Below are 24,935 nucleotides of genomic sequence, written 5' to 3' on the forward strand. Positions count from 1 at the left end.
ATCCACAAACTACCCGGGCGGCAGCGGTGCCGACCGTTCGCGCGACCCGCCGCCGGCTTCCGGTTCCGAGGCGAAGGCCGCCCGCAGTTCCTCCCGCAGCGACCGCTGGAAGGCCGTCACCAGCGCCTGGACCACCATCGGCTGCATGTGCGCCGACAGCGCCTTCATCGACTCCACCCGCTCCGGATCGCTCTCGCCCTCCGTGAACGGCCCCCACACCTCGTCCCGGAACAGCGCCGTCAGCTCGTGCGCCGCCGATCTGGTGTGCTCCATCAGCACCCGGCGCGCCGCCAGGATCGTCTCGTGGGCGATCGGTACGTCGAGCAGCGCGACCCCGAGCCGCAGCAGCCCCACGTCCACCCGGAACCCGTCCCCCGAGGCGGCGAGCACGTTCATCGCCGTCAGCCGCCGGACATCGGTGTCCGACAGGCTCCGCCCCGCCCGCTTCTCCAGCTCCTCCCGCGACACCTCCTGGGCCGCGTCCGGAGCCCAACTGGCCACCATCGCCCGGTGGATGGCCAGGTCATGGGCGCTCAGGTCGTCGGGCAGCGCGTCCAGGTAGCGCTCGATCGCGGACAGGGTCATGCCCTGGTGCTGCAGCTCCTCGATCAGTGCCAGCCGGGACAGGTGCTCCGGCCCGTAGTGCCCCACCCGACGAGGGCCGATCACGGGAGGGGGCAAAAGCCCGCGGGTGCTGTAGAAACGAACGGTGCGCACGGTGACGCCCGCCCTGGCCGCCAGCTCGTCGACGGTGAGCATCGGCTCGGGTGCCTGGTCGGCCATCGTCTGCGCCTCGCTCTCTGCTCCACAGCTTGGGTTCAACAGTATTGCTGTCGCACCAACGATGTGAAACGGCCAGGAGCTGCCCATGACCACGAACCTGCGACTGCCCGGACGACCCGAAGAGATCACCCTGCCGGCCCTGCTGGCCCGCAACGCCGCCGAGTACGGGGAGCTGCCCGCCCTCTCCTGGCGGGCCGGCCCCGACGCAGCCGGGTGGACGACCCTCACCTGGAGCGAGGTGCGCCGCAAGGTCGCCGTCCTCGCCTCCGGATACGCCGCCCTCGGCGTCGAGCGCGGCGAACACGTGCTGATGATGATGGGCAACCGCCCCGAGCACTGGCTCAGCGACCTCGCCCTCGTCCACCTCGGCGCCGTGCCCGTCACCGTGTACGGGACCTCCGCCCCCGAGCAGATCGCCCACATCGCCCGCCACAGCCGGGCCCGGGTCGCCGTCGTCGAGGGCGTCCGCGAACTCGCGCGGTGGGAGCCGCTGCTGGCCGACCCGGACGTGCCCCTGGAGCGCCTCGTGGTGGCCGAGGCCGCAGAGGCCGGCGGGCACTCCACGTACGGCTCGCTCTACTCCGGCGGGGCCCGGCTGCACCGCGCGGACGCCTTCGAGAAGGCCTGGCAGGAGGCCCGCCCCGAGGACCCGCTGACCGTCGTCTACACCTCGGGCACCACCGGCGACCCCAAGGGCGTGCGGCTGACCCACCGCAACCTCATGCTCCAGGCGATCCGCCTCGACGGGCACGTGGACCTGCCCGAGCACGCAGAGCACATCTGCTACCTGCCCTTCGCGCACATCGCCGAGCGGGTCCTCGGCATCTACCTGCCCCTGCTGCGGGCCTCGCACGTCCGGCTGTGCGCCGACCCCGCCGCCGTGTCGGGGGCGGTCCGCGAGCTGCACCCCGTGCAGTTCTTCGGCGTACCCAGGGTCTGGGAGAAGCTCGCCGCCTCCGTCCGCGCGGTCCTCGCGCAGCTCCCCGAGGCGCAGCGCGCGGCCATCGAGGCCGCCAACGACCTGGCCCGCGCCCGGGCCGCCCACCGGGAGCGGGGCGAGGAGGTCCCGGCCGCGCTCGAAGCCTCGTACGCCGGTGCCAAGGAGCAGGTGCTGGACCCGCTGCTCGGGCTGGCGGGCATGGACCGGCTGATGTGGACGGCCAGTGCCACCGCGCCGATGCCGATCGACGTGGTCCGCTTCTGGGCCGGCTGGGGCATCACCATCATGGACGCCTGGGGGCTCACCGAGACCTCGGGCGTGTGCACGGTCAACAGCCCGGACCGCTTCCGGCTCGGCTCGGTGGGCCGCCCGATCGAGGGGCTGGAGCTGAGGCTGGCGGAGGACGGCGAGATCCTCACCCGCGGGGCGACCGTCTTCGGCGGCTACCTGCGGCCGGACGGCTCGGTGGACAGCGCAGCCGACGACGAGGGCTGGTTCCCGACGGGGGACATCGGCCGGCTGGACGAGGACGGGTTCCTCTGGCTGACCGACCGCAAGAAGGAACTGATCATCACCTCGAACGGCAAGAACGTCTCGCCCGCCCTGGTGGAGAACACGGTCAAGGAACACCCGCTGATCGGCCAGGCGCTGGTGCACGGCGACGGCCGCTCCTACCTCGTCGCCCTGCTGGTCCTGGACCCGGAACTGGCCCCGGTCTGGGCCGCCGCCCGGGGCATCGAGGCGGCTTCCCCGGCCGAGCTCGCCGCGCACCCAGCCGTCCGGGAGGAGATCGCCCGCGCGGTGGAGACGGCCAACGCCCGGCTCAACCGGACCGAGCAGATCAAGCGGTACCGGCTGCTGACCGAGGAATGGGGCCCCGAGACCGGCGAACTCACCCCCTCCCTCAAACTCCGCCGCCGGGTGGTCCGCGACAAGTACGGCGCACTGATCGACGGCCTGTACGAGGAACCGCACGAACCGGCGTGAATCGATGGTCCCCGGTGGGGTGGCCGGCGGGCGGACCCCCGCCCGCCCCGCTGGGGCGCGCGCCCATCTCCGGCTCCGTGCCGGGGTTGTTGTCCACTAAGGTCGCGCGGACGTCGTTGAACTGGGCGTCGGTGAGAAGGGTGCGGGGGTTGCCGGCAGGGGCAGTTCTGGAGTTCAGCTCTCGTCGGGATCCGGAACGATGAATCCGCGTACCGGCTGAAGGCCCTGCCGGTCCGGGCCTTCCTGGCGGTCACGCAGTTCGGCGACGAGTTCCACGTACCTGGGGTCGATCCACTCAGTCATGCCCGGAGCCTACTCAGCGCTTGGGCTTCGGGATGATGACGATCGGCCCCTCGGGGGGCGAGTGTTGGCAGTTCGCAGCGACAGGAACGAGGGAGTCCTCAGGGCTGCCCCACAGGTCCCGGTCGACGGCGTAGCCGACCGCCTCGATCGCGGCGACGGTCCGCTCGATGTCTTCGTGGGAGCGCCGACCGGGGGCCGGGCGTTCCGGGACGTGATGTACGAAGCCGCCCAGCTGGGCACACAGGGACTGGTACAGGCCGGTGTGCAGGATGAGGGCGTGCCAGCCCTCGTCGACGACCCGCGACGGCACGAGGGGCTCCGTGCTGGCGGCCGCGGTCGCCAGGAACGCGAGCGCGTCCACCACGATCCGACTGGCGATTCCGGACTCCATCCCAGGGTTGTTGTCCAGGACGGTGTGCATTACCGCGTTGAAGCCGGCGTCGCTGAGCAGGGCGCGCGGGTTGGTCGGCGTGAGGGCCGGGGTTCCGGGCGGGGGCGGCTTCTGTGGGCCGGTGGCGCATGCAGCGGTCATGGTGTGCTCCTCGGTGGTGAGTTCCGATGGTGCGATGGGCCCACCCCGAGGTGCGGCGTTCGCCGCCGACCCGGAGCGGGAGTCTGATGAGGGATCAGCGGATCCCGGTGCGGCCGCCGCGCGGGCAGCCCTTCACGTGGACCGTCGCCCCGCCCTCCGGGCCGCCGCCCGGTACCGGCGTGGCCCCGCACGTAGCGCAGCCCCTCGCCGGCCTGAGCCTGCTCGGAGGCGGTACGGCGGTCATCCGGTGGCCTCGATGTTGGCGACGGCCGTGGTCAGCTCGACACCGCCGCCGGCGGGACGGATGTAGGCGATCTCCGCCCACCGGTCTCCGACGTCCTCGTGCAGGACCGCCATCAGGGTGCCCTCGGTGCCGGACGCGATGTCCCGGACCGTCTGGTTGAGCAGGGCGTGCGGTAGGTGTTCGTTCGCGTCGTGCGGGGTGGCCATGCCGGGGCTCCGTACGGTCGTCAGCGGGTGGTAACGCCAGCCTGACGGACCGAGAGGGCCAGAACGCTCACAGGATTGTGAGCGCCCCGAGTCCTACAGACCGATCCAACGCGCCATCCCACCCAAGTTGTCGGGCGCACGCCGGGACATGTGGACCAGACCGCGGATCGTCGTCCGCGTCCCCGGCAGATGGCGCGTCTGCTCCGGCGCGACCCGGCGGGCCTGCGTCAGGAACCGCAGGGACGTCTTCGGGGAGCCGGCCTCCATCTCCACGAGCGCCCGGTCCACCAGGTAGCGGGCCCGCCGCGACGTCGGCGTGCTGTCCGGCACCGTCAGCGCCCGCGCCTGCCCGAGTGCGTCATCGAACCGGCGCATCGTGATCGACGCCCCGAGCTCGTGCAGTGCGACGTTGACCCGGCCGAACGACAGCCAGTGCACGTCGCCCGCCTCGCCACCGACCTGCTCCGCGAGTGCCCGGGCCGCCGCGAGATGTCCTGCGACGGCAGTGGCGTCGCCGTTCTTCGCGGCTACCGTGGCCAAGCCGAGGTGGAGCTGACCGGTCACCGCCAGGGCCTCCCGGCTCGTCCCTCCTGCGAGCAGCGCCTGCCCGGACGTGATGAGCGGCGCCGAGGAAGCGCACCGCCACAGGGTCGCCCGTTTGTACCGCTGTACCGCCTCGAAGCACGGGTCCGATGCCCGGCCCGCGGCCCACCCCATCCGGTCCAGGGCGACCCGGGCCAGATCCGGGTGGTCCAGCTTCAACGCCACGTCATGGGCGGTCCGGTACGCCGAGGCGAGGGCTCGCCACGCCTCCGTTGACGGCCTGGTCCACACGATGTGCGTCAGTTCCGCGATCAGCGAGGGGAGTGCCCGAGCGGCGGCACGAAGGTGGGTGGCGCGCACCTGCCGGCACAGCGAGTCGGCCGTCGTCACCAGGACCGGCATCGGCCGGACGCTGTGCACGTCAGGATTCCGGCCGAGGTCGTAGCGGTCGAGGGCCTCCCGGATGGGGGCAACCAACGTGACCAGGCGGTCGGGCGGCAGCGATGTCACGGCGGGCGGTCCGGTCAACGCGGACGTCTCCACTCCGAGAACCTGCGCCACCGCGGCCACGAGACCGGCGGAGGCGCGACGGGCGCCGCACTCGACCTGATTGAGGAGGCTGAGGCTGTACGGGATGCGGCTGGCCAACTCGCGTTGGGTCAGACGTTTGAGGCGTCGCTGTTCCCGGATCCGGGAACCGGTGTGGTGATCCTCGGGCAGGTCCATACTGGTCTCCGTCCACGACGCGTCGTCATGGACGGTACCCGTGCCGGGCCGGCGCGGCGTGGGGCTTCGCCCCGACTCCACACGCATCGGGGGCGATTGCATAGGCTCGGGCGCCATGACGACGAGGACCCTGTACCTGCTCTGCTCGGCCGCCCCGCCCGTCTTCGAGATCGCCGGGGTGGTGGAGGAAGCTCAGCGCCGGGGCTGGGACGTATGCCTCGGCCTGACGCCGACGGCCGCCGACTGGCTGGAGGACAGCCTGCCGGGACTGGCCGCTCTCACCGGGCACCCGGTCCGGAGCCGCTACAAGAGGCCCGGAGACCCCGACGTCTGGCCGAAGGCGGACGCGATCCTCGTCGCGCCCGCCACCTTCAATACGGTGAACGCGTGGGCGCTCGGTCTCACCGACCGGTTCGTCGTCGGTGTCGTGGCCGAGGGTATCGGCAAGGAGATCCCCATGGCCGTGATGCCGTGCGTGAACTCGGCCTACGCCCGGCACCGAGCCCTGGACCGGTCCCTGGCGGAGCTGCGGGAAATGGGCGTGGCGGTGCTGTACGGGCCGGGTGGGTTCGAGCCGAACGAGTCCGGGGAGAAGCGGCCGTACCCGTGGGGCCTGGCGCTGGACGCGGTCGACGAGCTCGGCCGATAGGCGGTCCAGGGGACGCGAAAGCGCCCCGTCCCGGCCCCGGAGGGCCGGAAGGGGGCGCGCGGTGGCAGGGGCTAGCGGCCGATCAGGGGGTAGTGGTCGCTGAGGTTGGTGTAGGTGTAGGAGGTGCCCCAGCTGGAGACCGTCCAGGGCGCCGACTGCTCCTTGACCACGTTGTTCTCCCAGCCCGCCGGGCGGGCGTTGCCCTTGCGGTAGAGGACGTAGTCCAGGTCCTCGCGCGGGTCGGTCGGGTAGCGGTAGTTCGCTATCGAGTTCAGCGCGGTGTCGAAGGAGTACGGGTGGCCCGTGCGGCTGTCGGAGTCCGCCAGGTCGGCGTTGGCGAGCAGGCTCGCGTACTCGGGGGTGCGCGAGTCGACGTTCAGGTCGCCCGCCACGATGACCTGCTCGTTCGCCGGGATGTTCTTGCCGTCCAGGAAGGCGTCCACGGCCCGGAACTGACGGGCGCGCATCTCCGCGGCCTCGCCGGCGCCGCAGCCGGGGTCGGTGGACTGCGCGTGCGTGCCGACCACGTGCACCTTGGTGCCGTTCACGTTCAGGACGACGTAGGCGAAGCCCTTGTTGGACCACCAGTCGGCGCCGCAGGCGTCCTTGTAGACGACCTGCTCCTTGCGGACGATCGGCCACTTGCTGAGGATCGTGACCCCGCCGTCCTCCGGGGTGGTGGCGGAGTACGCGCCGCCCGTGGCGTCCCAGCCGCTCTTGCTGCGGCCGACGACCGGGGTCTGGTACGGGTACTGCGTGGCGGAGTTGGCCTTCAGCGCGTCCGAGGAGCTGTTGTCGAAGGCTTCCTGGAGCACGACCACGTCGTGGCCCTTGTAGAAGGAGGTCTTGGGGATCTCGGCGGACCGGTGGTCCTGGCCCCAGTTCGGGTACAGGTTCTTGCTCATCAGGAACACGTTGTACGACAGGACGCTGAGCCGCGGGGCGGCGGCGGTCTCCGCGGCCGAGGCGGCGGGGGCGGTGGCGGCGGCCAGCGCGCTCGCGGCGACCGCCGCGACGGCCGTGGCGGCGGCGCGACGCGAGCGGGGCGAGGAAAGCAGCATGAAGGTCTCCATCATTCCTGCGGGGGAAGATCGACGCCCGTCATACAAGCAGCAGCAGTTACCTCTGGGTAACACCCGTGCAGAGACTTTCTGTCCGTGAGACGGCCGTCCGGTGCTCGCATACTTGTCGTATGACGAAGACGGACTCCGCACACCCCGCCGGACCTGCGGCCACGCGCCGCACCGACCCCGAGCCGCCCCCGCCGGGCGGGGTGCTGTGGACCATCGCGGGCGACGTACGCGCCCTGCTGATGCTGCCCGCCGCCTTCACCATGCAGGTCGCCCACCCCGCCATCGCGGCCGGCGTCGACGAGTACTCCGTCTTCCGCACCGACCCCTGGGGCCGCGGCGAGCGCTCCCTGCGCTCGGTCCAGCTGTGGGTGTACGGCGGCGAGGAGGCCGCCGAGGAGGGCCGCCGGGTGCGCCGCCTGCACAAGGACATCCAGGGCACCGACACCCGCGGCCGCCGCTACCACTCCCTCGACCCCGCCTGTTACGCCTGGGTGCACGCCACCGGCTTCCCGGTCTACCTGTACGCCGGGCGCTACCTGCTGCGCCGTTTCACCCCCGCCCAGGAGCAGCAGCTCTACCGGGAATGGCTCCAGGTGGGCCGGATCCTCGGCCTGCGCGACCGCGACATGCCGCAGAGCATCGAGGAGTACTGGACGTACTGGGGCCGGATGCTGGCCGAGGAGATCGAGTCCACCGCGGTCGCCCGTGAGCTGATCTCCACCGAGGTACGGCTGCCCCGGCCGGAGGCCGGCTCGCCCGCCGTGCGCCTGCTGCTGCGGCTCACCTGGCCGGTGCTGCGGGCGGCGTTCCTGCGCCTGCGCGCCTTCGTCACCGTCGGCTACATGCCGCCCGAGGCCCGCGCCGCGATCGGGCTGGAGTGGAGCCCGGCCCAGGAGCGCACGCTCCGCCGGTTCAGCACGGCCGTACGGCTCCTCGTACCGCTGCTGCCGGAGCGGCTGCGGTACCTGCCCCTCGCCTACCGGGCGCGCGCCGCCTGGCACGCGGGCCGCCGCTGACGACCCCCGGTGCGCACGCGGCCCCCGCGGGATGCGGGGACCGCGTGCCGCGCGGACTCAGTGCCGGTGGCCGGGCCCGGAGCCGTGCTCGGTGTCGTGGATCGTGTTCGTCTCCGCGATCTTCTTCCAGGACCTGGGCTCCGCGGCGGGCTTCGCCGGGGCGGCCTGCTGCGGCGTACGGGCCGACGGCCCCGCCGCCGACGGGTTGAGAGCGGAGGCCGCCGGCTTGCCCGGGGTGTACAGCCAGGTCTCGAAGAGCTGCGCGAGGGGCTTCTTCGAGACCTTCTCGGCGTACCGGACGAAGTCCCCGACCTTGGCGTTGCCATAGGCCCGCTCGGTCGGCCAGCCCTTGAGGATCTCGAAGAACTTCTCGTCGCCGATCTCGTTGCGCAGAGCCTGCAGGGCGATGGCACCACGATCGTAGACAGCCCCGTGGAACTGGTTCTCCGGGCCCGGGTCACCCGGCTTGACCTGCCAGAACGCGTCCTCGGCCGGGCGCAGCGCGTAGGCCCAGTCGGCCAGCTCCTGCGCCGTGCCCTCGCCCTCCTTCTCCGACCACAGCCACTGGCTGTAGCGGGCGAAGCCCTCGTTGATCCAGATGTCCTTCCAGCCCTCGACGGACACGCTGTCGCCGTACCACTGGTGCGCCAGCTCGTGCACGACCACCGAGACGTTGGCGCCGTTGCGGAACTGGGCCGGGCCGTAGAACGGCCGCGTCTGGGTCTCCAGGGCGAAACCGGCGGTCACGTTCGGCACGTAGCCGCCGAGCGCGTTGAAGGGGTACGGCCCGAAGACGCCCTCCAGCCACTCGGTCACCTCGCCGGTCCGCTCCACGCTGGCGCGCGCCGCGCCCGCGTTGTCGCCGAGGTCCTTGCTGTACGCGTTGAGGATCGGCAGTCCGCTCGCCGTCCTGTCGGTGGTGATGTCGAACTTGCCGACGGCGAGGGTGGCCAGGTAGGTGGCCTGCGGCTTGTTGGAACGCCAGTTGTACCGGGTCCAGCCGAGCCGCGACGTCTGGGACTGCAGCACACCGTTGCTGATCGCCTGGGTGCCGTCGGGCACGTTGACCGAGATGTCGAAGGTGGCCTTGTCCAGCGGGTGGTCGTTGCTCGGGAACCACCAGACCGCCGAGTCCGGCTCCTGCGCCGCGACCGCGCCGTCGGGCGTGCGCTGCCAGGCCGTCCAGCCGTCCACCTTCAGCTCGGAGGGCTTCCCGGCGTACTTGACGACGACCGACAGCGGGGTGTTGCGCGCCAGCGGCTTCGCCGGGGTGACCTCCAGCTCGTGGGAGCCGGACGTCGCGAACTTCGCCTTGACCCCGTTGACCCGGATCTCGCTGACCTGGAGGCCGAAGTCCAGGTTGAAGCGGGACAGGTCCTGCTTGGCGGTGGCCAGCAGGGTGGCCGTGCCTTCCAGCAGGTCCGTCTTCGGCTGGTACTGCAGGCGCAGGTCGTAGTGCGACACGTCGTATCCGCCGTTGCCGCTGGCCGGGTAGTAGGGATCGCCGATACCCGGGGCGCCCGATGCCGACCCCGCCGCCGACGCCGGGATCACCAGCAGGAGGGAGGCGGCGAGCACGCTCGGGGCGATGACTTTGCGGTGCACGAATGGCTCCAAGTGGTAGGGGAGACAGATCGGTTCACTCAGTGGTCCAAGGCCTTGTCGCTCGACCGTATTCACCCTTGACCGCTCAGGTCATGTCCATGGCCCCTGCTGTCACACGATCGCCATTCGGCCGTCACGCGTACGCGCGCGGAACGCCGCTCGCGCGTACGTGCGGGTCTGCCCGCCCCCGCCCGGACCCGTTCCGGCCTGCGGCCCGACCGCTCGGAGGCTCCGACCCGCCGCCACCGCGGACCGTCCGGTCTCCGCCGACGGATCGTCCGGATCGGCACGACGCCCGCCCGCCCCTACCCGGCATACCGAACAGTCGGTAACCTCCGCGGCATGACCCTTCATCCGCTTGCCGCCCGTCGCTGTTGGCACACTGCGATCAACCCGCTGCACTCCACCGTCTACTTCTCGCCGGACATCGCCGAGGAGTTCGCCGTCCTCGGGATAACCGACCCCGTCGCCGTCAACCTGGCGCACCGTTCCGCCGCGATGGGGGCCGTCGGGGCCGGCGCGGTCACCGCCGCCTTCTACAACTACGGGTACGACGTCGTCGCCCGGCACCTGCCCGCCGTCTGGGACACCATCACCCCCGAGCAGGCCCTCGCCGCCCGGCTGCGTGCCGCCGACGCCACGCTGACCCGGCTCCTCGGCGCCGACACCCTGAAGTCCCCCGAGGTGGCCGAAGCCGCCGACCTGGCCATGCGCGCCACCGAGGGCTGCACCCGGCACGCCCGCACCCTCTACGCCGCCCACGCCGATCTCCCCGTACCCGAGGCCCCGCACCTGCGCCTGTGGCACGCCACCACCCTGCTGCGCGAGCACCGCGGCGACGGCCACCTCGCCGCCCTGCTCCTCGCGGGCCTGGACCCGGTCGAAGCCCTGGTCAGCCACACCGCCACCGGCAAGGGCATGACCCCGAAGCGGATCAAGGGCATACGTGGCTGGACGCAGGACGACCTCGACGCCGCGGCCGACCGGCTGCGCGAGCGCGGCGTCCTCGACGCCGGCGGCGATCTGACCGAGGAGGGCACGGCCCTGCGCGAGCGGCTGGAGAGCGAGACCGACCGCCTCGACGCCGCCCCCTACGAGCACCTCGGCGCGGACGGCCTGGCCCGCCTCACCGAGCTCGGCGGCGCCCTCGTCGTCAAGGCCGTGACCGCCGGGGCCTTCCCGAAGGACCTCATGGGCAGGGCCTGACGGGCAGGGCTCCCGCCGTCCGCCGCCGCCACCTGCCACAATTGGCAGCCTTCCAGTGCAAACGAAGGCAGGCGGGACCCGATCGTGACGACGTCCATCGAAGGCAGGATCGCCGAGGAGCTCGGCGTACGGGAGCGGCAGGTCAAGGCCGCCGTCGAGCTGCTCGACGGCGGCTCCACCGTGCCGTTCATCGCGCGCTACCGCAAGGAAGCGACCGAGATGCTCGACGACGCCCAGCTGCGCACCCTAGAGGAGCGGCTGCGGTACCTGCGGGAGCTGGAGGACCGCCGCGCGGCGGTCCTGGACTCCGTACGGGAGCAGGGCAAGCTCACCGACGAACTGGCGGCGCGGATCGCCGCGGCCGACACCAAGGCCCGGCTGGAGGACATCTACCTGCCCTTCAAGCCCAAGCGGCGCACCAAGGCGCAGATCGCCCGCGAGGCCGGTCTGGAACCGCTCGCCGAGGGCCTGCTGGCCGACCCGTCGGTGGAACCGGCCGCGGCCGCCGCCGCGTTCGTCGACGCCGACAAGGGCGTCGCCGACCCGGCCGCCGCCCTGGAGGGCGCCCGGGCCATCCTCACCGAGCGGTTCGGCGAGGACGCCGACCTGATCGGTGAGCTGCGCGAGCGCATGTGGGGCCGCGGCCGGCTCGCGGCGAAGGTCCGTGAGGGCAAGGAGGAGGCGGGCGCCAAGTTCGCCGACTACTTCGACTTCGCCGAGCCGTTCACCGCGCTGCCCTCGCACCGCGTACTCGCCATGCTGCGCGGCGAGAAGGAGGACGTCCTCGACCTCACCCTGGAGCCGGAGGAGCCGAGCGAGGTCCCCGGCCCGTCCACGTACGAGGGCATGATCGCCCGTCGCTTCGGTGTGGGCGACCGCGGCCGTCCCGGCGACAAGTGGCTCGGCGACACGGTCCGCTGGGCCTGGCGTACGAAGATCCAGGTCCACCTCGGCATCGACCTGCGGATGCGGCTGCGCCAGGCCGCCGAGGACGAGGCGGTACGGGTCTTCGCGTCCAACCTGCGCGACCTGCTGCTCGCGGCGCCCGCCGGCACCCGGGCCACGCTCGGCCTGGACCCGGGTTTCCGCACCGGCGTGAAGGTCGCCGTCGTGGACGCGACCGGCAAGGTCGTGGCCACGGACGTGATCTACCCGCACGTGCCCGCCAACAAGTGGGACGAGGCCCTCGCCAAGCTCGCCCGCCTCGCGAAGGAGCACGCCGTCGAGCTGGTCGCCATCGGCAACGGCACGGCCTCCCGCGAGACCGACAAGCTGGCCGGGGACCTCATCACGCGCCACCCGGAGCTGGGGCTCACCAAGGTGATGGTCTCGGAGGCGGGCGCCTCCGTGTACTCGGCCTCCGCCTTCGCCTCGCAGGAACTGCCCGGCATGGACGTGTCGCTGCGCGGTGCGGTCTCCATCGCCCGCCGCCTCCAGGACCCGCTCGCCGAGCTCGTCAAGATCGACCCGAAGTCGATCGGCGTCGGCCAGTACCAGCACGACCTCTCCGAGGTGAAGCTCTCGCGCTCGCTCGACGCGGTCGTCGAGGACTGTGTGAACGGTGTCGGCGTGGACGTCAACACCGCATCCGCGCCGCTGCTTTCGCGGGTCTCGGGCATCAGCGGCGGCCTCGCCGAGAACATCGTGGCCCACCGCGACGCCAACGGCCCCTTCCGCAGCCGCAAGGGCCTCAAGGACGTGGCCCGGCTCGGCCCGAAGGCGTACGAGCAGTGCGCGGGCTTCCTGCGGATCCGCGGCGGGGACGACCCGCTGGACTTCTCCAGCGTCCACCCCGAGTCCTACCCGCTGGTCCGGGGCATGGCCAAGACGGCCGGCAGTGACGTGGCGGCCCTGATCGGCAACACCGGCGTGCTGCGCTCGCTGCGCCCGGAGCAGTTCGTCACCGAGTCCTTCGGCCTGCCGACCGTGACGGACATCCTGCGCGAGCTGGAGAAGCCGGGCCGCGACCCGAGGCCGGCCTTCAAGACGGCCAGCTTCAAGGAGGGCGTCGAGAAGATCGGCGACCTGGCGCCCGGGATGATCCTGGAAGGTGTGGTCACCAACGTGGCGGCCTTCGGCGCCTTCATCGACATCGGCGTCCACCAGGACGGGCTGGCCCACGTCTCGGCGCTGTCGAAGAACTTCGTCAAGGACCCCCGGGACGTGGTCAAGCCGGGCGACATCGTCCGCGTGAAGGTCATGGACGTGGACATCCCGCGCAAGCGGATCTCGCTGACCCTGCGGCTGGAGGACGAGGCCGGGGCGGAGCGCGGCGCGGGCGCTCCGCGGCAGCGCGAGGACCGGCGCGGCGGCGGTGGCGGCGGTGGCCGGCCGCCGCAGCAGCGCGGCGGGTCCGGTGGCCGCGAGGGCGGCCAGGGCCGGGGCGAACGCGGTCAGGGCGGCCAGGGTCGCCGGCAGGGCGGCGGCAGCGCCCCGGCCCCCGCCAACAGCGCGATGGCCGACGCCCTGCGCCGTGCGGGCCTCACCGCCCCCGAGGAGCGCCGCAAGAAGTAGGAGCCGTCAAGGGTGTGTTGCGGCCACCCGGCGTGTGCCGGTCTTCGTGCAGAGTGGCCGAATAGCTTCCCCACCTGGGGACTTGTCTTGCCAACTCCCGTACAAGATCTGTAGGCATGGTGGAACGCCCGTTCGTCACTCGGCGGACGGGCTTCCGCGTTTCCCCTCAGGACCGCATTCCCCGAGGCCGCCTCGAAGGCACAGGACGTCATGCCCATGCCCACACACGCCTACCACCGTTGCCCCGGAAAGGGTCCGAAGAGGGATCACATGCCCCACCGGCAACTCAGCATTCGCAAAAGGTGCGAGCAGATTCTCGGCCATCTGGATCTGACCCACCCCTTCTCCCTCGACGACCTCTGCCGACGGATAGCCGAGCGGCGCGGCCGTCCCATCCGGCTCCATCCGCTCCCCAAGGAAGCGGCGGAGTCCGGAGTCTGCGGACTGTGGGTGGGCACGGCCAGCGTCGACTACGTCTTCTACGAGGCGCAGACCACCCCGCTGCACCGGGAGCACATCGTCCTCCACGAGCTGGGCCACATCCTCTTCGGCCACAACTCCCTGGAAGGGGAGGAGACCGACGGGAACGCCCCCGTGGTGCTCGGCCGCACCAACTACACCACCCGGCAGGAGCAGGAGGCGGAGATGCTCGCCAGCATGATCCGCATCCGCACGGCGAACGCCGGCCCGCGGTCCGCGAACCGCCCGCGCGGCACCCTGGCCCGCCTGGAGTCCGCCATGGGGTACGAGCGGGGCAACGATGGCAAGTGACCTGACCGACTTCGGCAACTGGCTCGCCGTCCCCAGCGTGGTGTTCCTGTGGACCGCCGTCCTGCTCCGCGCCCCCGGAGCCCTGCGCTCCCCCCAGCAGCGCGGCCTGTGGCTGGCCGTCGCCACCGCCGCCGCCGCGATGACCCTCAACCTCCCGGACGTCGTCTCGTACGCGATGAGCCGCGGCCCGGGCTACGCCCACACCATCGGCCTCGTCCGCAACCTCATCGGGGTGCTGTCGGCCGGCGCCGTCCTCTACTTCGTGGCCGCCACCACCCGCGGCCGCCGCCTCCAGCTCACCGCCTGCGTCGCCACCGTGGCCTGGCTCGGCGCCCTCCTCGCCCTGGACGCGGCCGCGCCCGCCCACGGCACGCACACCATGCCGCCGGTCGGCGACCCGGTGCCCTCCCTCGCGTACTGGCTGGTCCTGATCTCCGCGCACGTGAGCGCCAACATCGTGTGCGTGGCCCTGTGCTCGCGCTACAGCTGCCGCACCGAGAGCCGGGGCCTGGCCGCCGGGCTGCGGCTGTTCGGCCTCGGCACCGCGCTCGCCGGGCTGTTCTGGCTGGCGTACCTGGTCAAGGCCCTGTTCGGCAGCACCTGGGCGATGCCCGCCCTCCCGCTGCTCATGAACCTGCACGGCCTGCTGCGCGCCGCAGCCATCCTCGTGCCCACCCTGTTCACCCTCCGGCGCACCTGCACCGACATCGCCACCACCTGGCGGCTGTGGCCGCTGTGGCGCGACCTGGTCGAAGCGGTGCCGCACGTGGCGCTCAACAAGCCGCGCGCCTGGCGGGTGATGGAGCTGCTGTGGCCGCCGGTCCCGCGCAACCTGCTCGTGTACCGCAAGGTCATCGAGACGCGCGACGCGATCCTGATCCTGGGCGAGTACGTGGCCCCGGGCGCCCTGGAACAGGCCCGCGACCAGGTCGCCGGACACGGGGTCCCCGAGCAGCGGGCCACCGCCGCCGCGCTGGCCCGCGTACTGAAGGAGGCCCGGCAGGCCAAGCTCGACGGGGCGCCCGGGCAACCGGGCGAGGCGGCGGCACTGGAACTGCCCGCCGCGATCCACACCTCGCAGGAGGGCGGAGACCTGGCGGACGAGGCCCGGTTCCTCGTCGACGTCGCCCAGGCGTACGCCGCGCCCGCCACCACAAGGAAGTGAAACGCTCTTGACCACCGTACTGATCACCGGGGCCAGCGCCGGACTGGGCGCGGCCTTCGCCCGCGGCTTCGCGGCCAAGGGCTGCGACCTGGTCCTCGTCGCCCGCGACAAGGACCGGCTCGACGCCGTCGCCGCCGAACTGGCCCGGGAGTACGGCACCGCGTCCGAGGTGCTGCCCGCCGACCTGCTGGACCCGGCGCAGTGCGCGGCCGTCGCGGAGCGGCTCGCCGACCCGGTCCGGCCCGTGGACATCCTGGTCAACAACGCGGGCTTCGGGCTGCCCGCGCCCTTCCCTTACAGCCCGGTCGCGGACGAGGAGCGGATGCTCGACCTGCTGGTCAAGGTCCCGCTCCGGCTCACCCACGCCGTGCTGCCGGGCCTGCGCGCACGCCGCCGGGGCGCGGTCCTCAACGTCTCCTCCGTGGCGGGACTCCTGCCGACCGGGACCTACGGGGCCGCCAAGGCCTGGATCACCGCCTTCAGCGAGTCGCTCCGGGTGGACATGGCGCCGTACGGGGTCCGGGTGCTGGCCGTGGTCCCCGGCTTCACCCGCACCGAGTTCCAGGAACGGGCCGGCATGGACGTCAGCGCGCTGCGCGACGCGGTCTGGCTGGAGCCGGAGGCCGTGGTCGCGCGGGCCCTGAAGGACCTCGCCCTGCGCCGCCCGGTCAGCATCGCCGGCCGCCGCTACCGCGCCTACGCCCTCGCCGCCCGCCACCTCCCGCGCACGTTCGTGGCCACCCGGATGGCCCGCAAGCGCCGGGCCCCGGCGGACCGGGTGGCCTGAGCGGTACCGGTTTGGCCGGCCGCGTCCCGGGCAGCCGCCGGGGGAGAGGAGGACGCGCCATGGACGAACAGGGTGGAGCCGGAGGAGGCCCGCTGCACGGCAGGCACGACGACGGGAAGGAGCGGCACGTCCCGCAGCCCGACGAGCGCCCGAAGCCGGACCCGAAGCCCGGTCCGAAGCCCGGTCCGAAGCCCGGACCCGGGCCCGTCCGAGCCGCGGACACGGACGAGGCGAGCCGCCTCGACCGCCCGGGGCAGGACCACGGGTACCGGGGCCGCCGAAAGGGCCCCGAATAGACGATCTCGCGCAGACGGTCCCCCGGCGGGGCGGCCGCGGGAGAAGATGCCCGGGTGATCTTCGACCTGCTGTTCGACGGTGACCGCGTCCGCTTCCCGGAAGGCGACGGTGTGCTCCCCGACGCCGCGCACGGGGGCGTCCTGTGCGCGTCGGCCGTCCGCGAGGCGGATCCGGACGCCGTTCCGCCGGAGATCCGCACCCGCTCCGGGGAGATCGTCTTCGTGACGTCCGTCCTGCGGGCGGAGCTGGAGCGGTTCTGCACCCACAACGGGATCCCGTCGCGCTCCCGGCCCGACGTCTGGGGCGACCTGCTCGAACCCTTCCTCGACACCGAGTCCGACCGCCGGACCCGGGCGGCGACCCTGGACCGGCTGGCGGCCGCCGGGGCCGGCGCCACCGAGGCGGACGCGATCCGGCAGCGGGTCGGGCCGCTCATGGCGGCCTACAACTCGGTGCACCAGGACTGGTTCCACCTCGGCCTGGCCGACCTCCTCGACGCGGCCCGCTCCGGCCTCGTCCCCGAAGAACTCCGCATACCGGCCGGGGAGCTGCGCGCCTTCCGCACCTGGGCCACGGAGATCGCCTCCCGCCCGGACCGGCTTCCCCGGTGACTGCCTGAGACGGCCTAGAGCTCGGTGACCCTGCCGCCCGAGACCTCCAGGCGGCGGGTCACGTGCACCGCGTCGAGCATGCGGCGGTCGTGGGTGACCAGCAGCAGGGTGCCCTCGTAGGCGTCCAGGGCCGACTCCAGCTGCTCGATCGCCGGCAGGTCGAGGTGGTTCGTCGGCTCGTCCAGGACCAGCAGGTTCACCCCGCGGCCCTGGAGCAGGGCCAGCGCCGCACGGGTGCGCTCGCCCGGGGAGAGGGTGGCCGCCGGGCGCAGGACGTGGGCCGCCTTCAGGCCGAACTTGGCCAGCAGGGTGCGGACCTCGGCCGGCTCGGTCTCGGGGACCGCCGCGCAGAAGGCCTCGAGGAGCGGTTCGTCCCCGAGGAACAGGCCGCGCGCCTGGTCCACCTCGCCGACCAGGACGCCGGAGCCGAGGGTGGCGGAGCCGGAGTCCGGGGTCAGCCGCCCCAGCAGGACGGCGAGCAGGGTGGACTTGCCGGCGCCGTTGGCCCCGGTGATCGCCACCCGGTCCGCCCAGTCGATCTGCAGGCTCGCCGGGCCGAAGGCGAAGTCCCCGCGCTTGACCGCGGCCTCGCGCAGGGTGGCCACCACGGAGCCGGAGCGCGGCGCCGCCGCGATCTCCATGCGCAGCTCCCACTCCTTGCGGGGCTCCTCGACGACGTCCAGCCGCTCGATCGCCCGCGCCGTCTGGCGGGCCTTGGCGGCCTGCTTCTCGCTCGACTCGCCCCGCAGGTTCTTGCCGATCTTGTCGTTGTCGGAGGACTTTCGGCGGGCGTTGCGCACGCCCTTGTCCATCCAGTTGCGCTGCATCTGGGCCCGGCCCTCGAGGGCCGCCTTCTTGTCCGCGTACTCCTCGTAATCCTCGCGGGCGTGGCTGCGGGCCCGGGCCCGCTCCTCCAGGTAGGAGTCGTAGCCGCCGCCGTAGAGGTTGATCTGCTGCTGCGCGAGGTCGAGTTCGAGGACCTTGGTGACCGTCCGGGTCAGGAACTCGCGGTCGTGGCTGATCACGACCGTGCCGGCCCGCAGCCCCTTGACGAACCGCTCCAGCCGCTCCAGACCGTCCAGGTCGAGGTCGTTGGTGGGCTCGTCGAGCAGGAAGACGTCGTAACGGGACAGGAGGAGCGAGGCGAGGCCCGCACGGGCGGCCTGACCGCCGGAGAGCGCCGTCATCGGCAGGTCGAGACCGACGGCGAGGCCGAGCTCGTCGGCGACCTCCTGGGCCCGCTCGTCGAGGTCGGCGCCGCCGAGGTTCAGCCACATGTCCAGCGCGGTCGCGTACGCGTCGTCCGCGCCCGGCGTCCCGTCCACCAGACCCTGCGTCGCCGCGTCGAGCTCGGCCTGCGCGGCCGCCACGCCCGTACGGCGGGCCAGGAACTCCCGGACCGACTCCTCGGGCCGGCGCTCCGGCTCCTGCGGGAGGTGGCCGACGGCCGCGCCGGGCGGGGAGAGCCGCAGCTCCCCGGTCTCGGGGGTGTCCAGCCCGGCGAGCAGCCGCAGCAGGGTGGACTTCCCGGCGCCGTTCACGCCGACGAGGCCGATGACGTCGCCGGGGGCGACGACGAGGTCGAGATCGGCGAAGAGGGTGCGCTCACCGTGCGCGGCGGTGAGCTTCTTGGCGACGAGGGTTGCAGTCATGATGTGCCGATCCTATCCGCGCGCGGAAGGCACCCGGGATGGCCGGATAGGTGGGAAGCCCGTCATTGCGGCCCTCGCTGGGGCGGAACACCATGAAGCCATGTCGTCATCGCCGCGCACCGTCCTCGTCCTCCTCTACGACGGGGTCCAGAGCCTGGACGTGACCGGGCCCGTGGAGGTGTTCGCCGCGCTCGCCCGCTTCCCGGGGCGGACCGGGTACGCGATCCGGACCGTGTCTCCCGCGGGAGGGCCCGTCCGCACCGGCAGCGGGCTCACGCTGGTGCCGGACGGGGAACTGGCGAGCGCACGGCCGGGGCCCGGGACCACGGTCCTGGTGCCCGGGGGACGGTTCTCGGGGGACTTCGATCCCCGGCTCACCGACTGGCTCCGTACCCACGGCGGCGGCGCGCAGCGGCTGGTCTCCGTGTGCACGGGAGGACTGCTGCTGGCCGAGGCGGGGCTGCTCGACGGGCGGCGGGCGACGACGCACTGGGACGCCTGCGAGCGGATGGCGCGGGACTACCCGGCCGTCACCGTCGAGCCGGACCCGATCTACGTACGGGACGGACCGGTGGCGACCTCGGCGGGGGTCACGGCGGGGATCGACCTCGCCCTGGCGCTGGTGGAGGAGGACCACGGGCGGGACGTCGCCCTGACGATCGCCCGGCACCTGGTGGTGTTCCTGCGCAGGCCCGGCAACCAGGCGCAGTTCAGCGCGCAGCTGGCCGCCCAGACGGCCCTCCGGGACCCGCTGCGGGACGTGCAGCAGTGGATCACCGAGCACCCGGGGGAGAAGCTCGGCGTCGAGCACCTCGCCGCCCGGGCCCGGCTGTCGCCGCGGCACTTCGCCCGGGCCTTCCAGGCGGAGACCGGGGTCACGCCCGGCCGGTACGTCGAACGGGTCCGGGTGGACCACGCGCGCAGGCTGCTGGAGGAGAGCGGGGAAGGGATCGCACAGATCGCCCGGGCCTGCGGGTACGGGAACCCGGAGGCGTTGCGCCGGGCCTTCGTGCGGACCCTCGGCCAGCCGCCGGCCGAGTACCGCCGCCGGTTCGGCACGCCCCGCCCCTGACGGCGGGTCCGGCGCGCCCAGGAGAAAGAGCCGCCCCGTGCGGGGCGGAGCCGTGTTCCGACCAGAGCTCCGGAGGAGCCATGCAGATCGCCGTACTTCTCTACGACCACTTCACCGCCCTGGACGCCATCGGGCCCTTCGACACCCTGGGCCGGCTGACCGGTGCCGAGGTCGTCTTCGTCTCCGAGCGGCCGGGGCCCGTACGGACCGACAACGGGTCGCTCGCGCTCGTCGCCGACAAGGGACTGGACGAGGTCACCCGGCCGGACATCGTCATCGTGCCCGGCGGGCCGCATCCCGAGCGGGAGATGGCCAATCCCGTGGTCCTGGACTGGCTGCGCACGGTCGACGCCACCAGCACCTGGACCACTTCGGTGTGCACCGGATCCCTGCTGCTGGCCGCCGCCGGACTGCTCGACGGCCGACGGGCCACCAGCCACTGGCTGTACCTGGAGCAGCTGCCGGAGCACGGGGCGGAGCCCACCGGGGAGCGCGTGGTGTTCGACGGGAAGTACGTCACCGCCGCGGGGGTGTCCTCCGGGATCGACATGGGCCTGACCCTGCTCGGCCGGATCGCGGGGGACGACTTCGCGCAGGCCGTGCAGCTGATGACCGAGTACGACCCGCAGCCGCCCTACGACGCCGGCTCGCCCGAGAAGGCCCCGGCCGCCCTCGTCGAGATGCTGCGGGGCGGCGGCGCGCCCGGCTGAGGGCCGGCCGTCAGGGGGTCCAGGTGAAGCGCGGAGCGCGGCGCTCCAGGAACGCGGCGACCCCCTCCGCGGTGTCCTCGCTCCCGGCTGCCTGGTCCTCCCAGTACGCGTCCCGGTCGGTCCGGCCGTCCGCGAACTCCTTGGCGGCCGCCTGCGTCAGCGCTGAGCGCGAGGCCAGGATCCGGGTGAACTCGGCGACCCTCTTGTCCAGTTGGCCGGCCGGCAGCAGTTCGTTCAGGAACCCCGCGCGCAGCGCCGTCTCCGCGCCGATCAGTTCCGCGGAGAAGAGGAGGTACTTGGCCCAGGCCGGGCCGACCAGGGAAGCGAGCCTGCGGGTGGAGGATGCGCGGTAGACGATGCCGAGCCTGGCGGGGGTCACCCCGAAGGAGGCCCCCTCCTCGGCGAAGCGCAGGTCGCAGGCGGCCGCGAGCTGGCTGCCGCCACCCACGCAGAAGCCGCGGATCGCCGCCAGCGTGGGCTTGGGGAAGGCGGCCAGAGCCTCCTCCGCGGCCACGGCCAGGTCCCGCGGGTCCGGCGCCCCCGCGGCCCCTGTGGCCCCGGGGGCCGCCGCGTCCCCGGCGGTCCCGGTCAGCGAGGAGATGTCGGCGCCCGCGCAGAAGGTCGGTCCGGCTCCGGTCAGCACGAGCACCCGTACCGCCGGGTCGTCCGCCAGGCCCGTCAGCAGCTCCGGGAGCGCCCGCCACATGGCGGCGGTCATGGCATTGCGCTTGGCGGGGTGCGAGATGACGATCGTGGCCACCCCGTCGGCGACCGTGTGCAGGAGGGTTGCGTCCATGGCTGCGTCCATGCGCCGGATGCTATCCCGGGCGGTCATACCTATGATCAAGGGAGGTCTTCGGGGGTGCGAGGAGGTGGCACGTCCATGGGCGCAGACCGCGCAGACGGTACGAGGGCCAGGGCCGGCGGCCCGGAACCGCAGCGGGACAAGAAGAAGCTCAACCGCAGCTTCGCGCTGATGACGGCGCTCGGGGTGATCCTGGTGCTGGCCGGCCTGGTTGGCCTGGTCTACACGGGCGTGGCCACGCTCACCTCGATGTTCCTCTTCGGCTGGCTGCTGCTGATCGGCGGTGTGGTGGGCCTGCTGCAGGCCGTGCAGTGGCGCAGGAGCAACTACTTCTGGCTCGCCGTCGTCGTCGCCGCGATCAACCTGGCCGCGGGCTTCGTGATCCTGCGCCGCCCCGGGGCGAGCGCCGAGGCACTGACCATGTTCGCCGCGCTGCTCTTCCTCACGGGAGGGGTGTTCCGCCTGGTCGGGGCGCTGGTGGTGCGCGGTGCCAATCTCGGGCTCGCGGCCGTCCAGGGCGCGTTCGGGATCCTGCTGGGCTTCCTGATCCTCTCCAACTGGCCCGGCGACAGTCTGTACGTGATCGGAACCTTCTTCTCCCTCGCCCTGCTGTTCGACGGGCTGAGCCTGGTGGCCATGGGCATGGGCTCCCGTCGCATCCTGGGGTTGGTCAGGGAGGACGGGGCTCCGGCGGGGACCGCCGCGGGGGCTGCCGCAGGGGACGGGGCGGGCGAGGCGGACGTGAAGCGCCGGACAGAAGATCAGGAATAGTCGAACAACTGACTCTGTCATACGCCAGCGGTCAGAAAGTGTCCGATAGACGCTGACTTCTGGTCAGCAGTCCGGCCCGGAGCAGCCCGTTCCCCACTCTTGTCGCGTGGAGACGATCGAGCGTGAAGACGGGGGACGGAAGATGGACGTCAGCGGGAGCGTCCCGCCGGCCAGGGCGGGCGAGGCGGGGGCTCCGGCCGATCCCCTCGCGTACGAGGGCGTGTGGAGGTTCACCGCCCCCGCGGTTGAAGAATCCGTTCCGCAGGCCCGTCGTGCGGTCCGGGACCTGCTCGGGCGCCAGGGGGTGCCGGCCCACCAGGACCTTGTGTACTCCCTGCTCCTGATCGTCTCCGAGCTGGTGACGAACTCGGTCCGGCACGCCGCTCTGCTCTCGCCGGAGGTCGCGGTCGAGGTCGCGATCGGCCGTGCGTGGGTGCGGGTGGCCGTGGAGGACAACCACCCCTACCGCCCCAAGGCCCTCGAGGCCGACTTCGGTCAGACCGGCGGCCGGGGCCTGCTCCTGGTCCGGGAGATCACCCTGGAGGCCGGCGGGGTCTGCGACGTCGAGCACACCTCGACCGGCGGCAAGGTGATCTGGGCGGCCCTGCCGCTCACCGCCCCGCCGGCCGCCGGGTGAGCGGCGGCCGGCGGGGCTGCGGACAGCGGCGGAGCCGAAGAGCGGGACGGCGTACGGGCTACCAGCCCGCCGAGTCGCCGGTCAGCTCGCGGATCGCGGGCCGCGCCGCGTCCAGCACGGTCATGAACCAGGCCGAGAACGGCACTTCGGCGTGCCTCTTCGCCAGCTCCTCGGCGGTGACGAAGGCGGTGGCCTCGACCTCCTCCGGATCCGGCCGCACGACGGTCTGCGCGAGTCCCACGAACAGGTGATTGAACTCCTGCTCCACCAGGCCCGACGCGGGGTCCGGGTGGTTGTAGCGCACCGTCCCCGCCTGCGCGAGCAGCGAGGGCGACAGGCCCAGCTCCTCATGGGTCCGCCGGGCCGCGGCCGCGAACGGCGACTCCCCGGGGTACGGGTGACCGCAACAGGTGTTCGACCAGACGCCGGGGGAGTGGTACTTCCCGAGGGCCCGCTGCTGGAGCAGCAGCCGGCCCTGCTCGTCGAAGAGGAACACGGAGAACGCCCGGTGCAACTGGCCGGGCGCCTGATGCGCGGAGAGCTTCTCCGCCGTGCCGATGGTGTTGCCGGCCTCGTCGACCAGTTCGAGCATGATCGGTTCTTGAGTACCGGTGCCGTTGGACGCGCTGTTCGCGGCGGTGGCTGGTGTGGTCGGCATACCCATCCTTCGCTTCGGACTTCGGCCTTCAGTCTGCCGTACAAAGGAGGCTTGTCCCCACTTCGGAGATCCACGCATGTCCGCCCCCCGTCGCGTGCTACACGACGGGGGGCGGAACACACCACGTGTCACCACGCGCGACCTCGTCCGCGCGTCAGACTCCGAACGGACCCGGGTACGCGATCGTTCCCGTCGGCACCGGACGGGAACCATCCAGCACCAGCGCCATCATGGCCTCGTCGGGGACCTCGAAGGGGGCCCGGATCCCGAAGCGCGACGCCGGCAGGAAGCCGAAGCGCGGATAGTACGCCGGGTGCCCCAGGACGAGGACCAGCGACTCCCCGCGCTCCCGGGCCGCCGCGAGCAGGGCCCGAACGACGGAGCTGCCCGCGCCCGAACGCTGCAGCGCGGGATCGGCCGCCACCGGGGCGAGCGCGAGCGCCGGGGCGCCGCCGACCTCGCACCGGGTCAGCAGGGCGTGCGCCGCCACCGACCCGTCCGGGGCCTCGGCCACGTACGAGAGCCCGGGCAGCCAGGACTCGTCGGCGCGCAGCGCGTCCACGAGGTCGGCCTCCAGCGGAGTCCCGAAGGCCGCCAGGTTGATCTCCCGTACGGCCGCCGCGTCGGCCGCGGTCTCCGGCCGCGCGGGCCAGGCATCGCCGTCCCCGGCGCTCACCGGGCGCAGGACGTAGCCCGTGTACCCGTACTCGTGCCCGTGGCGGGCCCGTACGTCGAGCTCCTCGCGGGTCGCGGCCAGGGCCCGCGCCATCGCCGGGCCGCCGGCCGCGGACAGGGCACGGACCCGCTCGGCGAGCGGGCCGTAGTACTCGGCCCAGTCGGAGTCGGGCAGGTCGTGCACGCCGAGCACCCGGTACCCGGCGGCCTGGGCGGCCGCCAGATTGCCGGCGGTGGTGCGCAGCGCGCAGTGCGGGTCCCAGAAGGCGCGGGCGCCCGCGGACGGCCGGTCGACCGACCACTGGCACTCGGTCAGGACGAGGGTGCCGCCCGGGGCGAGCAGCCGCTTCCACCGCGCGAGCGCGGTGTCGAAGCCGAGGAGGTAGGCGGAGCCCTCCGCCCAGACGAGGTCGAAGGAGCCGTCCTCGAAGCCCTCGCCCGGGAGTGCGCCCATGTCGGCCTCCACGGCGCGGACCCGGTCGGCGAGCCCGCGGGCCCCGGCGGCCGCACGGAGCTCGTCGAGGAAGGGGGCGTGCAGGTCGACGGCGGTCACCTCGGCGCCGGTACCCGCCGCGCCCGCCTCGGCGGCGAGCAGCAGCGCGCTGCGGCCCGGGCCACAGCCCAGGTCGAGGACGCGCGGCCGCTCGGGCAGCGGTCCGCACAGGGACAGCAGGTGGCGGGTGCTCGCGTCGGAGCCCGGAGCCTGCCGGGGCAGACCGTGGTGCAGGGCGAAGAAGGCGTGCGTGAAATCGTCGGCGCCGTCGGTGTCGGAGGCGGCGTCGAAGGAATTGCTGTCGGTCAACGTGAACCCTTGGAACGGGGGCTCCGGCCGACGAGGCCCAGCTGTGTGATCAGGCCCGGCCGGATACCCGGAAGGAATGGGGGATGCACCGGAGTTCGCTGCGCATGGCCGCGACCACTACGACGGTCATCAACCCACCTCATTCCACTCGACACGTTCAGGGGCGTGTCCACCGTAACATCCGGGCCGTTTGTG

General features: G+C 72.8%; 25 protein-coding genes. 14 read left to right on the top strand and 11 right to left on the bottom strand.

Features of this window, described 5'->3' with window-relative positions; translation table 11 throughout:
- Positions 1–9 precede the first annotated feature (9 nt).
- The gene (locus tag ACXNSR_RS31690; protein WP_458638775.1) at positions 10–783 is read right to left on the bottom strand and encodes a MerR family transcriptional regulator; all 774 of its coding nucleotides are present in this window, start codon (positions 781–783) and stop codon (positions 10–12) included.
- 85 nt (positions 784–868) lie between these two features.
- Here ACXNSR_RS31690 and ACXNSR_RS31695 point away from each other — a divergent pair, with 85 nt between their 5' ends.
- The gene (locus ACXNSR_RS31695) at positions 869–2,710 is read left to right on the top strand and encodes an AMP-dependent synthetase/ligase (RefSeq protein ID WP_458638776.1); all 1,842 of its coding nucleotides are present in this window, start codon (positions 869–871) and stop codon (positions 2,708–2,710) included.
- Positions 2,711–2,884: 174 nt separating this feature from the next.
- On the opposite strand, the gene ACXNSR_RS31700 is transcribed toward ACXNSR_RS31695, so the two are convergent.
- The 4 genes from ACXNSR_RS31700 to ACXNSR_RS31715 form a co-directional block, all read right to left on the bottom strand.
- Positions 2,885–3,013, bottom strand: a complete 129-nt coding sequence (locus ACXNSR_RS31700) for a hypothetical protein (RefSeq protein WP_458638777.1) — start codon at positions 3,011–3,013, stop codon at positions 2,885–2,887.
- A 13-nt stretch (positions 3,014–3,026) separates the two neighbouring features.
- Complete coding sequence (locus ACXNSR_RS31705; RefSeq protein WP_458638778.1) at positions 3,027–3,545, bottom strand: glycine-rich domain-containing protein; 519 nt, start codon at positions 3,543–3,545, stop codon at positions 3,027–3,029.
- A gap of 240 nt (positions 3,546–3,785) precedes the next feature.
- Positions 3,786–3,995: a hypothetical protein gene (locus tag ACXNSR_RS31710; protein WP_458638779.1), complete on the bottom strand. Its 210-nt coding sequence runs from the start codon at positions 3,993–3,995 to the stop codon at positions 3,786–3,788.
- Positions 3,996–4,088: 93 nt separating this feature from the next.
- Complete coding sequence (locus ACXNSR_RS31715) at positions 4,089–5,264, bottom strand: helix-turn-helix domain-containing protein (RefSeq protein WP_458638780.1); 1,176 nt, start codon at positions 5,262–5,264, stop codon at positions 4,089–4,091.
- Positions 5,265–5,379: 115 nt separating this feature from the next.
- Here ACXNSR_RS31715 and ACXNSR_RS31720 point away from each other — a divergent pair, with 115 nt between their 5' ends.
- Positions 5,380–5,913, top strand: a complete 534-nt coding sequence (locus tag ACXNSR_RS31720; protein WP_458638781.1) for a flavoprotein — start codon at positions 5,380–5,382, stop codon at positions 5,911–5,913.
- A gap of 71 nt (positions 5,914–5,984) precedes the next feature.
- On the opposite strand, the gene sph is transcribed toward ACXNSR_RS31720, so the two are convergent.
- Entirely contained in the window at positions 5,985–6,974 is a 990-nt protein-coding gene (sph, locus tag ACXNSR_RS31725; protein ID WP_458638782.1) for a sphingomyelin phosphodiesterase, read from the bottom strand.
- A 131-nt stretch (positions 6,975–7,105) separates the two neighbouring features.
- On the opposite strand from sph, the gene ACXNSR_RS31730 reads away from it, so the two are divergent.
- On the top strand, positions 7,106–8,002 hold the full coding sequence (locus ACXNSR_RS31730) for an oxygenase MpaB family protein (RefSeq protein ID WP_458638783.1): 897 nt from the start codon (positions 7,106–7,108) through the stop codon (positions 8,000–8,002).
- A gap of 57 nt (positions 8,003–8,059) precedes the next feature.
- Here the strand turns inward: ACXNSR_RS31730 and ACXNSR_RS31735 are convergent, their stop codons facing one another.
- Complete coding sequence (locus ACXNSR_RS31735; protein ID WP_458638784.1) at positions 8,060–9,607, bottom strand: M1 family metallopeptidase; 1,548 nt, start codon at positions 9,605–9,607, stop codon at positions 8,060–8,062.
- A 342-nt stretch (positions 9,608–9,949) separates the two neighbouring features.
- On the opposite strand from ACXNSR_RS31735, the gene ACXNSR_RS31740 reads away from it, so the two are divergent.
- From ACXNSR_RS31740 to ACXNSR_RS31770, 7 genes are all read left to right on the top strand, one after another.
- Positions 9,950–10,813, top strand: a complete 864-nt coding sequence (locus tag ACXNSR_RS31740) for an SCO6745 family protein (RefSeq protein ID WP_458638785.1) — start codon at positions 9,950–9,952, stop codon at positions 10,811–10,813.
- An 84-nt stretch (positions 10,814–10,897) separates the two neighbouring features.
- Positions 10,898–13,327, top strand: coding sequence for a Tex family protein (locus tag ACXNSR_RS31745; RefSeq protein WP_458638786.1), 2,430 nt, complete (start codon positions 10,898–10,900; stop codon positions 13,325–13,327).
- A gap of 270 nt (positions 13,328–13,597) precedes the next feature.
- Entirely contained in the window at positions 13,598–14,098 is a 501-nt protein-coding gene (locus ACXNSR_RS31750) for a hypothetical protein (protein ID WP_458638787.1), read from the top strand.
- The gene (locus ACXNSR_RS31755; protein WP_458638788.1) at positions 14,088–15,263 is read left to right on the top strand and encodes an MAB_1171c family putative transporter; all 1,176 of its coding nucleotides are present in this window, start codon (positions 14,088–14,090) and stop codon (positions 15,261–15,263) included. The genes ACXNSR_RS31750 and ACXNSR_RS31755 overlap by 11 nt, the downstream gene beginning before the upstream one ends.
- Positions 15,264–15,270: 7 nt before the next feature.
- Complete coding sequence (locus ACXNSR_RS31760) at positions 15,271–16,050, top strand: SDR family NAD(P)-dependent oxidoreductase (protein ID WP_458638789.1); 780 nt, start codon at positions 15,271–15,273, stop codon at positions 16,048–16,050.
- Between the two features lie 59 nt (positions 16,051–16,109).
- Entirely contained in the window at positions 16,110–16,346 is a 237-nt protein-coding gene (locus ACXNSR_RS31765) for a hypothetical protein (RefSeq protein ID WP_458638790.1), read from the top strand.
- 54 nt (positions 16,347–16,400) lie between these two features.
- Positions 16,401–16,958, top strand: a complete 558-nt coding sequence (locus tag ACXNSR_RS31770) for a hypothetical protein (protein ID WP_458638791.1) — start codon at positions 16,401–16,403, stop codon at positions 16,956–16,958.
- 14 nt (positions 16,959–16,972) lie between these two features.
- Here ACXNSR_RS31770 and ACXNSR_RS31775 read toward each other — a convergent pair whose 3' ends face one another.
- On the bottom strand, positions 16,973–18,610 hold the full coding sequence (locus ACXNSR_RS31775) for an ABC-F family ATP-binding cassette domain-containing protein (RefSeq protein ID WP_458638792.1): 1,638 nt from the start codon (positions 18,608–18,610) through the stop codon (positions 16,973–16,975).
- Positions 18,611–18,710: 100 nt separating this feature from the next.
- Here ACXNSR_RS31775 and ACXNSR_RS31780 point away from each other — a divergent pair, with 100 nt between their 5' ends.
- Complete coding sequence (locus ACXNSR_RS31780) at positions 18,711–19,682, top strand: GlxA family transcriptional regulator (protein ID WP_458638793.1); 972 nt, start codon at positions 18,711–18,713, stop codon at positions 19,680–19,682.
- A gap of 80 nt (positions 19,683–19,762) precedes the next feature.
- Positions 19,763–20,392, top strand: coding sequence for a DJ-1/PfpI family protein (locus ACXNSR_RS31785; protein WP_458638794.1), 630 nt, complete (start codon positions 19,763–19,765; stop codon positions 20,390–20,392).
- Between the two features lie 10 nt (positions 20,393–20,402).
- Here ACXNSR_RS31785 and ACXNSR_RS31790 read toward each other — a convergent pair whose 3' ends face one another.
- Positions 20,403–21,188: an enoyl-CoA hydratase/isomerase family protein gene (locus ACXNSR_RS31790; RefSeq protein ID WP_458643450.1), complete on the bottom strand. Its 786-nt coding sequence runs from the start codon at positions 21,186–21,188 to the stop codon at positions 20,403–20,405.
- An 87-nt stretch (positions 21,189–21,275) separates the two neighbouring features.
- On the opposite strand from ACXNSR_RS31790, the gene ACXNSR_RS31795 reads away from it, so the two are divergent.
- Together ACXNSR_RS31795 and ACXNSR_RS31800 are read left to right on the top strand one after the other, a co-directional pair.
- Positions 21,276–21,968, top strand: a complete 693-nt coding sequence (locus ACXNSR_RS31795) for an HdeD family acid-resistance protein (RefSeq protein ID WP_458638795.1) — start codon at positions 21,276–21,278, stop codon at positions 21,966–21,968.
- 142 nt (positions 21,969–22,110) lie between these two features.
- On the top strand, positions 22,111–22,605 hold the full coding sequence (locus ACXNSR_RS31800; protein WP_458643451.1) for an ATP-binding protein: 495 nt from the start codon (positions 22,111–22,113) through the stop codon (positions 22,603–22,605).
- A gap of 58 nt (positions 22,606–22,663) precedes the next feature.
- On the opposite strand, the gene idi is transcribed toward ACXNSR_RS31800, so the two are convergent.
- Entirely contained in the window at positions 22,664–23,263 is a 600-nt protein-coding gene (gene idi, locus ACXNSR_RS31805) for an isopentenyl-diphosphate Delta-isomerase (protein WP_458638796.1), read from the bottom strand.
- Between the two features lie 154 nt (positions 23,264–23,417).
- Positions 23,418–24,740: a GNAT family N-acetyltransferase gene (locus tag ACXNSR_RS31810; RefSeq protein WP_458638797.1), complete on the bottom strand. Its 1,323-nt coding sequence runs from the start codon at positions 24,738–24,740 to the stop codon at positions 23,418–23,420.
- Positions 24,741–24,935: the final 195 nt, after the last annotated feature.

Source organism: Streptomyces sp. NC-S4, from assembly GCF_054353315.1.